At 65.2% G+C, this 12,636-nt stretch carries 14 protein-coding genes and 1 tRNA gene; 4 read left to right on the top strand and 11 right to left on the bottom strand.

Annotation, left to right across the window (positions count from 1 at the left end; all coding sequences use genetic code 11):
• Window positions 1-117: 117 nt before the first annotated feature.
• A complete protein-coding gene (locus QA643_RS03365) occupies window positions 118-1,455 on the bottom strand; it encodes a sorbosone dehydrogenase family protein (protein WP_283031795.1) in 1,338 nt (445 codons plus the stop codon).
• A 211-nt stretch (window positions 1,456-1,666) separates the two neighbouring features.
• On the opposite strand from QA643_RS03365, the gene QA643_RS03370 reads away from it, so the two are divergent.
• The gene (locus QA643_RS03370; protein ID WP_283031796.1) at window positions 1,667-3,109 is read left to right on the top strand and encodes an MATE family efflux transporter; all 1,443 of its coding nucleotides are present in this window, start codon (window positions 1,667-1,669) and stop codon (window positions 3,107-3,109) included.
• A gap of 129 nt (window positions 3,110-3,238) precedes the next feature.
• Here the strand turns inward: QA643_RS03370 and QA643_RS03375 are convergent, their stop codons facing one another.
• The 5 genes from QA643_RS03375 to QA643_RS03395 form a co-directional block, all read right to left on the bottom strand.
• Window positions 3,239-3,724, bottom strand: a complete 486-nt coding sequence (locus tag QA643_RS03375) for a hypothetical protein (RefSeq protein ID WP_283031797.1) — start codon at window positions 3,722-3,724, stop codon at window positions 3,239-3,241.
• 118 nt (window positions 3,725-3,842) lie between these two features.
• The gene (locus tag QA643_RS03380) at window positions 3,843-4,244 is read right to left on the bottom strand and encodes an SRPBCC family protein (protein ID WP_283031798.1); all 402 of its coding nucleotides are present in this window, start codon (window positions 4,242-4,244) and stop codon (window positions 3,843-3,845) included.
• Window positions 4,245-4,413: 169 nt separating this feature from the next.
• Window positions 4,414-4,773 carry a VOC family protein gene (locus QA643_RS03385; RefSeq protein ID WP_283031799.1) on the bottom strand — a complete coding sequence of 120 codons (360 nt, stop codon included), beginning with the start codon at window positions 4,771-4,773 and terminating at the stop codon, window positions 4,414-4,416.
• 54 nt (window positions 4,774-4,827) lie between these two features.
• Window positions 4,828-5,667: an AraC family transcriptional regulator gene (locus tag QA643_RS03390; protein ID WP_283031800.1), complete on the bottom strand. Its 840-nt coding sequence runs from the start codon at window positions 5,665-5,667 to the stop codon at window positions 4,828-4,830.
• Window positions 5,668-5,676: 9 nt separating this feature from the next.
• Window positions 5,677-6,255, bottom strand: a complete 579-nt coding sequence (locus tag QA643_RS03395) for a methylated-DNA--[protein]-cysteine S-methyltransferase (protein WP_283031801.1) — start codon at window positions 6,253-6,255, stop codon at window positions 5,677-5,679.
• A gap of 145 nt (window positions 6,256-6,400) precedes the next feature.
• On the opposite strand from QA643_RS03395, the gene QA643_RS03400 reads away from it, so the two are divergent.
• From QA643_RS03400 to QA643_RS03410, 3 genes are all read left to right on the top strand, one after another.
• A tRNA-Gly gene (locus QA643_RS03400) sits at window positions 6,401-6,474 on the top strand.
• 21 nt (window positions 6,475-6,495) lie between these two features.
• Complete coding sequence (locus QA643_RS03405; RefSeq protein WP_283031802.1) at window positions 6,496-7,074, top strand: hypothetical protein; 579 nt, start codon at window positions 6,496-6,498, stop codon at window positions 7,072-7,074.
• A gap of 117 nt (window positions 7,075-7,191) precedes the next feature.
• Window positions 7,192-9,267: a HAMP domain-containing methyl-accepting chemotaxis protein gene (locus tag QA643_RS03410; RefSeq protein WP_283031803.1), complete on the top strand. Its 2,076-nt coding sequence runs from the start codon at window positions 7,192-7,194 to the stop codon at window positions 9,265-9,267.
• Window positions 9,268-9,289: 22 nt separating this feature from the next.
• Here QA643_RS03410 and QA643_RS03415 read toward each other — a convergent pair whose 3' ends face one another.
• The 5 genes from QA643_RS03415 to QA643_RS03435 form a co-directional block, all read right to left on the bottom strand.
• Entirely contained in the window at window positions 9,290-9,610 is a 321-nt protein-coding gene (locus QA643_RS03415; RefSeq protein ID WP_283031804.1) for a cupredoxin domain-containing protein, read from the bottom strand.
• Window positions 9,611-9,620: 10 nt separating this feature from the next.
• Window positions 9,621-10,142, bottom strand: coding sequence for a DUF4142 domain-containing protein (locus QA643_RS03420; protein ID WP_283031805.1), 522 nt, complete (start codon window positions 10,140-10,142; stop codon window positions 9,621-9,623).
• 238 nt (window positions 10,143-10,380) lie between these two features.
• Entirely contained in the window at window positions 10,381-11,064 is a 684-nt protein-coding gene (locus tag QA643_RS03425) for an RNA polymerase sigma factor (RefSeq protein ID WP_283031806.1), read from the bottom strand.
• Between the two features lie 160 nt (window positions 11,065-11,224).
• Window positions 11,225-11,587 carry a nuclear transport factor 2 family protein gene (locus tag QA643_RS03430; RefSeq protein ID WP_283031807.1) on the bottom strand — a complete coding sequence of 121 codons (363 nt, stop codon included), beginning with the start codon at window positions 11,585-11,587 and terminating at the stop codon, window positions 11,225-11,227.
• A 117-nt stretch (window positions 11,588-11,704) separates the two neighbouring features.
• Window positions 11,705-12,607, bottom strand: coding sequence for a LysR family transcriptional regulator (locus QA643_RS03435; RefSeq protein WP_283031808.1), 903 nt, complete (start codon window positions 12,605-12,607; stop codon window positions 11,705-11,707).
• Window positions 12,608-12,636 lie beyond the last annotated feature (29 nt).

Raw genomic sequence — 12,636 nt, forward strand, 5'->3', positions numbered from 1 at the left:
GTAACGCTGCGCCGCTGAGCCGGGACGCAACTTCCTCAGCGCGCCAGTTGAACGAGGCCCCGGCTCTGCAGCGCATCACTGCGTGCTGCGCTGCGTCCGGGGCAAGAGAATGGCGGCCTACCGCGCCGCCGATTTCGCCGCCGGCGTCACGCGCCAGACCGTGTTGCCGACGTCGTCGGCGACGAGCAACGCACCCTGCTTGTCGAGCCGCACGCCGACCGGGCGGCCCTGTGCGTCGCCCTTGTCGCTGAGGAAGCCGGTCAGCACGTCCTGCGGCCCGCCGGATGGCTTGCCGTCCTTGAACGGCACGAAGATCACCTTGTAGCCCGACCGCGGCTTGCGATTCCACGAGCCGTGCTGGCCGATAAAGGCGCCGCCTTGCATCTCCTGCGGAAACAAATTGCCGGTGTTGAAGACAAGCCCGAGCGAGGCCGTGTGTGCGCCGAGCGCATAATCCGGCGCCATTGCCTTCTGCACCATATCAGGCCGCCGCGGCTCGACGCGGGTGTCGACGTGGTCGCCGTAATAGCTGTAGGGCCAGCCGTAGAACGCACCGTCCTTCACCGAAGTCATGTAATCGGGCACGAGGTCATTGCCGAGTTCGTCGCGCTCGTTGACGACGACCCAGAGCTCGCCGGTCGTCGGATTGAAGGCTGGACCGTTCGGGTTGCGCAGGCCAGATGCGAACACGCGCCACTTCCCGCTCGCGCGATCGACTTCCAGCACCGCCGCGCGATCCTTCTCCGCCTCGATGCCGTTTTCCGCGACATTGCTGTTGGAGCCGACGGTCGCATACAGCTTGGTGCCATCGGGACTGGCGGTGAGGTCCTTGGTCCAGTGGTGATTGAGCGGACCGGCCGGCAGGTCGGCGAGCTTCACGCCGGCTGCGCTGATCCTGGTGTCGCCCTCGTGATAGGGGAATTTCATGATCGCGTCGGTATTGGCGACGTAAAAATCCTCGCCGACCAGCACCATGCCGAACGGCGAACTCAGATTGCTCAGGAACACGCTGCGGAATTCGGCGACGCCATCGCCGTCGGCATCGCGCAGCAGTGTGATGCGGTTGGCGCTCGGCACGCCGGCGCCGGCCCAGTTTTGCGCCTGCTTGTAGATGAAGCCCTTGATGCCCTTGCCATCGTCCGGCTTCGGCGGCGCGTTGCTCTCGGCGACCAGCACGTCGCCGTTCGGCAGCGTGTAGACGGTGCGCGGATGGTCGAGCCCGGTGGCGAAGGCATTGACCGTCATGCCGTTGGCGGCCACCGGTTTGGCGCCGTCGGGCCAGCGGTTGACCGAGGCGATATCCACCGTCGGGATCCAGGAGTGTTCCGGCGGCGGCAGGGAAGGCGAGGGGCCATAGCTCTGCGCCACGGTCGCGGTGTCCCTGGGGTCGTTGCAGGCGGCCAGCGGCAGCGCCAGCACGGCGACGCCGACGGCCAGCAGGATGTTTCTACGCATGGTTGGGCTCCATCGGGATGTCGCCCCTACAATGCGCTGCTTGGCCGAACGTTCTTGGCCTGGCGCTGAAATCCCCGTGAAACCGGCCGGAATTGGCCCGGTTACCCGCAATCCCGCAGGCCCCCATTGCGCCCCGCGCACGTGGAATCACCCCCTGCCATGCTAGGAAGCAGCGCGCCGTGGCACCGAAGTCCGCGGGCGGGGAGCAGAAATGTCCGATCTCGGCGTCGCCGAAATTCCCGTAGACGAGAAGGAACGCCCGCTTCCGCCACCGGACGCGCCGGCGAAGAATGCGCTGCTCGACGGCCCGATCCTGCGCACGCTGCTGTGGCTGGCCTGGCCCAACGTGATCGCGCTGACAGCGGGCACCTGCGTGGTCATCGCGGAGACCTCCTATATCGGTCGTCTTGGCGTCGAAGCGCTGGCGGCGATGGCGCTGGTGTTTCCGACCGTGATCCTGACCATGACCATGTCGGGCGGCGCCATGGGCGGCGGCGTGGCCTCGGCGATTGCCCGCGCGCTCGGCGCCGGCGACATCGAGCGCGCGTCGACGCTCGCCTCGCATGCGCTCCTGATCGGCTTCTGCTTCGGCCTCGTCTTCATGCTCGGCATGCTGATCTTCGGCCCCGCGCTGCTCGAGCTGCTCGGCGGACGCGGCAATGTGCTGACGCAGGCAGTCGCCTACACGCAGATATTTTTCGGCGGCGCCGTCGTGCCGTGGCTGATGAACACGATGTCAGGCATTTTGCGCGGCACCGGCAACATGAAGCTGCCGTCGCTGCTGATGCTCTCCTCGTCAGCCTGTCAGATCATCCTCGGTGGCACGCTCGCGCTCGGCCTCGGCCCGATCCCGCAGTTCGGCATGCGCGGCGTCGCGGCCGGCTCGCTGATCGCCTATTTGATCAGCATCTCCGTGATGTCCTGGTACCTGTTCTCGGGCCGCGCGCGTGTCGTTCCGAAGATCTGGGGCCTGCGCATCCGGATGCCGATGTTCATCGACATCCTCAAGGTCGGCGCGATTGCGTGCTTCTCGCCGCTGCAGTCGGTGCTGACGATCAGCATCTTCACCCACATGCTGGCGAGCTTCGGCACCGAAATCCTCGCCGGCTACGGCATCGGCGCAAGGCTCGAATTCATGTTGACCTCGATCTCGTTCGCGATTGGTATCGCCTGCGTGCCGATGGTCGGCATGGCGGTCGGTGCGGGGCGCATCGCCCGCGCGCGCCGGATCTGTTGGATTGCGGGGCTCGTCGCATTCATCTCGGTCGGCACGGTCGCAACCTTCATCGCGGCATTCCCCGACATCTGGGTCAATCTGTTCACGGACGATGCGAGCGTGCGGGCCGCGAGCCGGCAGTATCTGTCCACGGCGGCGCCGATGTATGCCTTCCTCGGCCTCGCCACGACCTGCTATTTTTCATCGCAAGGCGCGGCCAAGGTGATCGGCCCGGTGCTGGCGCAAAGCGTGCGGCTGCTGTTCATCAGTGCCGCTGGCTGGTGGTTGCTATCGCACGACGCCACCGCGCAGAACTTCTTCACGCTGGCGGCGTCATCGATGGTGCTGCTCGGCAGTTTGTCCTGCCTCAGCGTAATCCTGACGCGCTGGGGGCCGAAGCCACAGCCTGTGGCGGAGGCGAGGCCGGCGATGTCCTAACGATCGTCATTGCGAGGAGCCAACGGGTCGCGCGAATGCGCGCCCGATGACAGGCTCCGCGACGAAGCAATCCATCTCTCCACTTGTCGCGCGATGGATTGCTTCGCTTCGCTCGCAATGACGAAGCAGCTACCGCCGCGAACGCTTCCGCCCGTGCCGGCCGCCGCCGACATTGGCCATGCGCATCAGTTGCGGCACCATGCCCATCAGTTCGCTGCCGCCGGCGCCGCCGAGCATGCCCATGAAATCGCCGCCGCCGGTGCCGCCGTAATTGCCCGCGGTGATGCCGTAGCCTTCGCCCACGTAACCGCCGGCTGCCGGAATGCCGCCGAAGCCGTCTGGCAGTCCGCCGCCCATCATGCCGCCAAAGCCGCCTCCACTGTTTTCCATCATGCGGCTCATCATCGGGCCCATGGTCTGCATCATCGCGGCAAAACGGCGCTTGCCCATCTTCGCTTTCATCATCTCCAGCATCGGCGCCATCTGCGTCATCATGTCCTGGCCGCCAACACCGCCACCGATGCCGGCGAATTGCGCCTTTGCCGGCATCGACGTCAGTGTCAGCAGCAGCAACAGCGCGGCTGCCTGGCAGATTACCTTGTCTGCTCCCATCATGGTCTTCACTCCTCATGCGCCGGCCGCCGCGGACCGCGGCACCGTTCGGGCGCAAGGGGTGAGGCTAGAAACGAGGCGACGGCCGATCTGTGAGAAGGATCACGCCTCGACCGATCGTTCAGGCTGCATTTCGGCCTAGGGCCTTCTGCATCGCCGCGAGCCCCAGATCCATCTGGCTGTCCATGTAGGGCGCGAACTCGTTCGGCAGCACGTCGGCGATCCAGACGAAGCGGGTACGCCCGTCGGCCTCGGCAAACACTTGCGCGGAGGCGCTGTGCTGCCGGATGCGCTCGCTGACGATGGCATAGACCAGCCGCCGCCGCGTCTCGTCGCAATCGACCAGGATTTCGCGCGCGACTGTGCCGTTGGCGAACGTGACGATGCGCGCATCGCCGTCGAGTTTTGTGTCGGTCACGAAGCCCGGCACTAGCCGCGTATGCAGCGCGCCGAAATCGCGCAGTGCGTCCCAGACGTCGTCAGGTCTTGCGTCGATGATGATCTCTTTGTGGATGGAAGCCATGGTGAGTCCTTGTTGTTGGGTCGTGGATATTGGGTTCGTCATTGTGAGGAGCCAACGGGTCGCGCGAATGCACGCCCGATGACAGGCTCCGCGACGAAGCAATCCATCTCTCCTGTGTGGCGCCATGGATTGCTTCGCTCCGCTCGCAATGACGGGGAGAGAGCGCGGCTTACGTGCACACCGCCTCAATATTATTGCCGTCGGGATCGATCAGGAACGCGGCGTAGTAGGTCGGGCTGTAATCGGCGCGCAGGCCCGCGCCGCCATTGTCGCGGCCGCCGGCTTTGAGGCCTTCGGCATGGAATTTCTCGATCGCGGCATGGTCCTTGGCGCGGAAGGCGACATGCGCGCCGGTGACGGCCTTGCCCGTGTGCCGATGCAGCCAGAGCGCGGGGGCGCCCTTTGGCCCGAAGCCAGCGCCGGAATCATCGCGCGAGCACAATTCGAAGCCGAGCGGCGCGAGCGTGGCCGTATAGAAGCGCACGCTGGCGTCGAGGTCGGCGACGCGCAATCCGATGTGGTCGTACATGCTGTTCTCCAGTCAAAAACGCCGCGAAAAGCGCGCGGCCTGGAGAAAGCCTAGCTAGTGCAGGGCGAGCCGTTCTTGGAAAATATTGCGCATCCCGCGTGAGGCTTGGCGGAACTTCAGCGGCGAGACGCCGGCGGCGCGATGGAACGTGCGCACGAAATTGGAGAGGTCGGCGAAGCCGACGTCATAGGCGATGTCGGTGATCGTGCTGTCGTCGTCGACCAGGCGCCGGGCGGCGTGGCGCAGCCGCGAGCGCACCAGATATTGATGCGGCGTGATGCCGAGCGCCTGCGAGAACAGCCGCAGGAAATGGAACGGGCTGATCCCGGCCTCCGCGGCGGCATCTTCCAGGTTGATCGGCTTGTGCGAATTGGCGTCGATCCACAGCGCGGTTTCTACCGCGCGGCGGCGGTCACGCGCCGCATCGTGGCCGGATTGACGGGGCTTGCCGGACACTAGTCCGACGAGGCGACTCGCCAGCACTTGGCCGATCTCGTCGAGGCCGATGTCGCTGCTGCCATCTGCTGCCGATTGGGCCAGCTCGCCGAGCACGACGATCTCCGGCAGCGGCGGTGCGGAGCCGATCTGCCAGGGCGCCCTGCTGTTGCCGATCGTCTCCACCAGTTCAGGGGCAAAGAAGAACGACAGGCATTCGTCGCCGCAGACGTGCTCGTGGGTGCAGGTATATTCGTCGCCGGGATGGCCGACCAGCACCGATCCCACCACCAGCTCGCTGCATTTGCCACGGCTGCGCAGGCCGAAACTGCCCTTGCGAACATAGGAGATCGAATAGCCGCCATGCTGCTCCGCGAACGGCTTGTCGCCCGGTCCCGCGGTGCAGCGAAAATTGAAGACGGATACGGATTTGCGTTCAAGCAGCGTGGTCGCGATCATCCCGCCTACTTAAGGATGCGGGCGGGGCGGCGCAACCGGCAGCAGCACGTCGAATAGCGTCTTGCCGGGCATCCGGCTGGTGCCCTCGATCGACAGCAGCCGCCGCTTCGAGATGGCTCCGCCGAAGGCTGAGATCTTGTCGGCGTAGTTGCCGGCTTCGAGCACGCGATGGCACGGCACGATGATCATGAAGGGGTTGCGGGCGATCGCCTGCGCCACCGAACGGGTAGCCCCCGAAGCGCGCACGCCGGCAGCCACTTCCGCATAGGTCCGTGTCTCGCCGCGCGGGATCGTGCGCACATAGGCATAGACGCGCTGGTTGAAGGTGGGAATGCCGGTCATGTCGAGGGCTACATCGGCGAAATCACAGACCATGCCGCGCGACAGCGCCGTGATGCCGTCGATCGCGGCCTGGGTATTCGCAGGCGGGGCAAGCTCGCGGGCGTCAGGATAAAGCTGGTAGAGCCGCCGCCGCGTGTCGATCTCGCGCATTTCGGGGAGTTGCACGCCGATGATGCCTGCCGGGCTCCATGCGATGGCGCAGCGGCCGATCCCCGTGTCGAAAATGCTGTAGCCGCGCTCCGCCATACGCTACCTGCCCCGAAAACCGATCATAGCACCGGCGTGCGCAGCCGCATCTGGAATTTTGCGGGAAGTTAACAGTGAAGCGAGGCGGCTCACGGAATAGCTTGGCGGATGGCGCGAGGTCGGCTAAATCATCAGGCGCAACCTCGCGGGCGTAGTTCAATGGTAGAACGGCAGCTTCCCAAGCTGCATACGAGGGTTCGATTCCCTTCGCCCGCTCCAGTTCCTCCAGCGAGGTGAGCGTTGACCCAGGCGATCACTTCCGCTGCCATCTCGCGTAACAATCTCTTGATGGTCGCTGCCGGCGGGCTCGTATCGGGCATTTTCACGACGTGGCTGCCCGCGTTGGTCGAGAACATCGTCGGCACCAACGGCCGGTTTCCCCTGGTTCAGTTTCGACTCGCATTGATTGCGCTGCCGTTCGCGGTGCTCGTGTTCGTGCTGGTTCGGCGCTTCAGCCGCAATGCGTCTTGGGCGGCGCTGATTGCTGCCATCGTCACGATGGTCGCTTTCGTCTGCGCGGTGGATGCTGCGATCCTCGTCGAGGGCAATACCGGCGATGCGCCGCGCGCGATGCGCTATCTGCTTGCCGGCCTGACCGGCGGTCTGGTCGGTACGGCCGTGATGGCGTTCGGGATCGCACTATTGCCGGCGGGGCCGCGACAGGCCGCGGCGTGGTGGCCGATGCTGATCACCGGCTCACTCCTCGGCACGCTGCTCGCGCTCGACGACGCGCTTGGCCTCGACAAGATCGCATTCCTCTATCCGCTGTGGCAGGCTGGCGTCGCGGTGCGATTGGCGATGATCCTGCGGCGATCCTGATCGCCTAACACAGTAGTTCTACGGGTCTCGCATCGTCGTTCGCGGCCGTCTGCATTAAGGCTGCCTTAGCCGAGTTCTGCGCACGTTGACCGCAGCTTAACCCAGCGGAATCACAACATGCGAATTGGCCGGCTCTTTGCGCTGTCGATGCTTTCGGTAACGGTCCTCGCGGTCATCCTCGGTGCCGGTGTCCTTGTCCCGCAGTACCGAACCTTCGCCGGCAAGAGCGAGGCGATCAAGACCGTCGAGGCCTATGGCGCGGTGCTGGCGGTCGGCCAGCAGGTCGCGGGCTATCGTGCGCCCTATGTTGGGCCGCTATTCCGGGAAGAGGCCGCGACGCCGGCCCAATTCGAGGTGGTGGCGAAGGCCGTGCAGGCGGCCGATGCAGCCTTCGCAAAGGCGCGGACGGTGGTCGGCGCGCTCAATGACGGCGCTGCGATTGTCCAGGGCCTCAACCAGGCGGCAGCCAAGCTCGACGAAGTTCGCGCGGCCAGCGATCGCGCGCTGACCGTGCCGATGAGCGCGCGCGATCCGGCCGCGATCAAGGGCTTCCTGCCGGGCATTGCCGCGGTGGTCGGAATTCTCGAACCGCTTTTGAACCGATTGGAAAACCAGGTGGCGATGGCGGATGCCTCGCTGACCGCGCTACTCAATGTTGCCCGCACCGCGCAGGATCTGCGCATCTCGGCGGGCGGCCGCGCCGCCACCATGTCGCTTGCGATCAGCACGCGCCGGCCGCTGACGGCGGCTGAAATATCCATCACCGACCGTGCCCAGGGCCGCGTCGATCTCGACCGCGAACGGATCGAGGCCGGGGTCGACCAGATCGGCAGTCCGCCGCGGCTTGCCAAGGCGATGCACGATGCCATCGAGGGCTATTTCGGCAAGGCCGCGCCATGGCTGGACAAGGAGATGGCGACAGCGCGCGCAGACGGCAACTATGCCATCAACGCCGATCAACTGGCCAATGCGATCGTGCCGGCGGTGCAGGCGTTCTTCGCGGTGCGCGATGCGGCGCTTAACGAGGCTGCCGAGCGTGCGGGTGCGGCGCGCGATGGCGCGCTGACCATGTTGGCGCTGGCGGGGGTGGCCGTGCTAGCGCTGCTCGGTGTGCTCGGTGGCGTTACGCTGATGCTGCGGCGGCGCGTGATCACACCGCTGGCTAACCTGACCGATGTCGTGGGCGAACTTGCCGCCGGCCGGCATGACGTTACCATCCCGACCATTGGCCGCTCCGATGAAATCGGCGCGATGGCCGGCTCGCTGCAGGTGTTCAAGGACGCCCTGATCGCCAAGAAGGCCGCTGACGAGGCCGCTGCGGTCGAAGCGGATGCCAAGATCCAGCGCGGCCAGCGTGTCGACCGGATCACCAGTGATTTCGAGGCGATGATCGGCGAGATCGTCGAGGTCGTGTCGCAGGCCTCGACCGAGCTGGAAGCCTCCGCCGGCACGCTGACGGCGACCGCCGAGCGCGCGGAGGAGCTGACCGGCGTGGTCGCATCGGCGTCGGAGGAAGCCTCCACCAATGTGCAATCGGTCGCCTCAGCCACCGAACAGATGGCGTCCTCGGTCAACGAGATCAGCCGCCAGGTTCAGGGCTCCGCTAGAATCGCCGGCGAGGCGGTGGAGCAGGCGCAGAAGACCAACGACCGCGTCGCCGAGCTCGCCAGGGCCGCCACCCGGATCGGCGACGTCGTGGAATTGATCAACACCATCGCCGGCCAGACCAACCTGTTGGCGCTGAATGCCACCATCGAGGCGGCGCGGGCCGGCGAAGCGGGCCGTGGCTTTGCCGTGGTGGCTTCTGAGGTGAAGGCGCTCGCCGAACAGACCGCGAAAGCAACCGGCGAGATCAGCCAGCAGATCGCGGGCATCCAGGCGGCGACGCAGGAATCGGTCGCGGCGATCAAGGAGATCGGCGACACGATCGGGCGGATGTCGGAGATCGCTTCGACGATCGCGGCCGCGGTCGAGGAGCAGGGCGCGGCGACGCAGGAAATTTCCCGCAACGTGCAGCAGGCCGCGAACGGCACGCAGCAGGTCTCCTCCAACATCGCCGATGTGCAGCGCGGCGCCAGCGAGACCGGGTCCGCCTCGGCCCAGGTGCTCGGCGCAGCGAAGTCACTGTCCGGCGAAAGCGAGCGGCTCAAGCGCGAAGTCGGCAAGTTCCTCAGCTCGGTGCGGGCGGCCTGAGTCGCCCACCTCGGAACGACGGCTACGGTGCGATCGTCAGCACCGCCTTCATGTTCGGATGAAAGCGGCAGTAATATTCGATTGTGCCGGCCTTTTTCAGCACGGACGTCACCGTCTTCTTCGCCGGCATCATCACGTCGAAGTCGCCGTTGCGCGCAGTCGCGGTGTGCACGAGAACGTCCTTGTTGATCCATTCGACGGTATCGCCGAGCTTGGCGGAAACCTCTGATGGCGCGAACACCATATCGGCCGCTGTGATCTGGATCGTCGCCGCCTGCGCCGGGATCGCCACCGCGCCGAACAGCAGTGCGGCCATGACCGGCAGATAGCATTCCCGGCGCATCGTGGTCTCCCTACTTCAGCTTGGCGGCGACTTGTTCGGCGTGCTGCTGGTGGCCCTGAAAAATCTTCAGGCCGGTCTGCAGCAGGCTCTTCAGCTCGGCATTGCTGGCGGATGGAATCAGCTGCGTCTCCAGCGCGCCGTTGACGGCCTTGTGGTAGGCCACCTCGTTGGCGACATAGGCCTTGTCGTATTCGGCGCCCTTCAGCTTGTCGAGCTCGGCGAGCTTCTCGGTGGCCTGCTTGGACAGCGTCTTGCTGGTGTCGTTGTCCTCCGGCGTCACCTTCAGCTTCTTGACGAGGTCGAGCGCCTGCTTGTTTACCGCCTCGTGGTCGCGCACCATGTCTTCCGCGAACGACTTGACGTCCTTATTGCTGGCTTTGGCGATCGCCTGTTTGGCTGCGTTGATGTCGATCACCCCGGCGGTATAGGCGATATGCGCGATCTGTGGATCGGTGGGCTTTGCGCCCTGCGCCAGCGCGGCGCTGCCGAGCAGGCTCAACGCGGCAATCGCCGCGCTCAATCGAATGAACATGTCTGACACTCCTGTGGCGCGGCGGGCCGCGCGTTGTTGATGCACAGGTGTTGGATGGTGGAAGTAGGCAGAGGTTCCGGGAAATCTACGTTGGTTGCAGGTTGCAGCGGCGGGGCCTGCATGGTTCGAGACGCGCGGCTCCGCCGCGCTCCTCACCATGAGGATTACCAGTAGCCCTCATCCTGAGGAGCTTGCGAAGCAAGCGTCTCGAAGGATGAAAGCCCCACTCGAGCCGGCGCTAATACCCCAACCGTTTCAGCACCACATCCGTCAGCCGCTCACATCGCCTGCCGGCAAACGGGAACGCTTCCATCACCACCGGGCCGATCTTCTGCTCGACGATATCGCGCAGCATGGTGCGGGCGCGGTGTAATCGGCTCTTCACCGTCTCCGGCTTCAGGTCGAGAATCTCGGCGGTCTCCTCCACATTCATCCCCTCGATCACGCGGGTGATGAAGACAAGACGGAACGCCTCCGGCAGTTCATCGACGGCATGCTCGACAACGGCTTGAATTTCACGTTGGGCCATGGATCTTTCCGGATCGTCAGACGCGGCAAGAGGGAAGGGGATGATCTCGGCTTCGAGCTTGCCCGGCGGCAGCGCGTCGAGGTCCACGGACGGCCGAGCGCGGCGCAGCCGGCCGAGCGCCTCGTTCATCGCAATCCGCGACAGCCAGGTCGACAGGCTGGAATCGCCGCGAAAGCTTTCCAGATGCGTGAAGGCGCGGACATAGGCTTCCTGCACCACATCCTCGGCCTCGGCATCATTGCGCAGGATGCCGCGGGCGAGGCGATAGAGCCGGCGGTTGTTCGCCTGCATGATGGCGCGTACGGCGGCCTCGTCGCGGGCGAGGGCGCGGCGCACCAGCTCGGCGTCGCCGCTGTCGAGGGGCGCGATGTTGGGTATGTGGGCCTGACGCATGATGGTCACCAATAACAGGATATTGACATTGGATGCGGCAGGGGCGGATAGGTTCCTGAAAAAATTTCGGCCGCGTAGGGTGGGTCAGGCGAAGCCGTAACCCACCATCTCGCCAAGAAATCGGTGGGTTACGCTTACGCTAACCCACCCTACATATCGGTTACCCCGCCGGCACCTGATCCAGGAACCCGGTCACGTTGCGGATGCGGCCGTCGCTCAGCACGGCGAAATCCGTGCCTTTGATCGGGCTGTCGCCGCCGTCGGGGCCGAGGCCCCAGGAGAAGCGGACGTGGTCGCCAAAACCGTTGGGCTCCCCGATCAGCTTGAAACTGAAATCCGGAAAGCGCTGCTGCACGCCCGCGATCAGCGCGTCGACGCCGTCGTGGCCGTCGCCGCTCATCAAGGGGTCGACATATCTGGCGTCCGAGGTCCAGTTCGCCGCCAGGATCTCGCGGCGGCGCTGCGGGGCGCGCTCGTTCCACAAATCGATGTAGCGGTTCGCGATGGTCGTGTGATCGGTCATGTTGCTCTCCTTCGATGGTGCCGGATGGATCGGCTGGATGCACTATCGAAGGTTCGCGCCGGCCGATCGATTACCTTGGAGGTCAAGATTTGACCTCGGAGGCCAAGGATTTCGATGTTACCTGTCTTCGGCCTCGTTGCCGCGGCCACGGGCATCCAGCGCATCGAGGAAGCATCGCACCTTGGCCGGAACGAATTGCCGGGCCGGCAGCAACGCGTGAACGTTGAGCGGTTCGCAGACATGATCGGGAAGGATCCGCCGCAGCAATCCGGCGCGAATTGCCGCATCGGTGAAGCTCGCCGTCACCCGGAGCACCCCGAGCCCGGCGAGCGCCACCTGCAACCGGATGTCGGCATTCGAACTCACCAGCCGCGCGTTCTGGACCGCAAGGTGCTCGGTGATGCCAGCCGGCGTGGTCAGCGCCCAAGGCGCATCGTTGGGGCCGGTCAGCATCGGAAGTCGCGCGAGTTCTTCCAACGTGCGCGGCTCGCCTGATTTTTCCAGCAGCTCGGGCGCGGCGTAGAGGCCGCGTTCCAGCGACGATACCTTTCGGATCACGATGCCGGTCGATGGCAAAGGCTGTTCCAGCATCGCGAACACGATGTCGTAGTTTTCGGCGACGGGGCTGACGATCTCATGCTCGACGTCGATCCGGATCGCGAGGTCAGGGTAGCGGTCCATCAGCTCGATCGCGACAGGCCCGGCATGATGCGCGCCGAACTCGTAAGGCGACTTGATGCGCAGCGTGCCCGATATGGCGCTGCTCATCGCCAATGCTTCGCCATGCGTATCGTGCAAGGCCGCGAACAGCGGCCTGACCCGTTGATAGATGGTCTCGCCGGCATCGGTCAGGCGCAGATGACGCGTGGTGCGCTCGATCAACCGCAGGCCCAGATTGGCCTCCAGCCGCTGCACTGCAGCACTGAGGCTCGACTTGGGATAGCCGAGCACACGCGCGGCGGCGCTGAAGCCGCCATGCTGCACCACCTCGCAAAACAGCTCCCAATCGCGCCAGTCCATCGGGGCAATCGTCCATATGGCGGGACGGT

Origin of the sequence: Bradyrhizobium sp. CB3481 (assembly GCF_029714305.1) — a bacterium.
Taxonomy (GTDB): domain Bacteria; phylum Pseudomonadota; class Alphaproteobacteria; order Rhizobiales; family Xanthobacteraceae; genus Bradyrhizobium.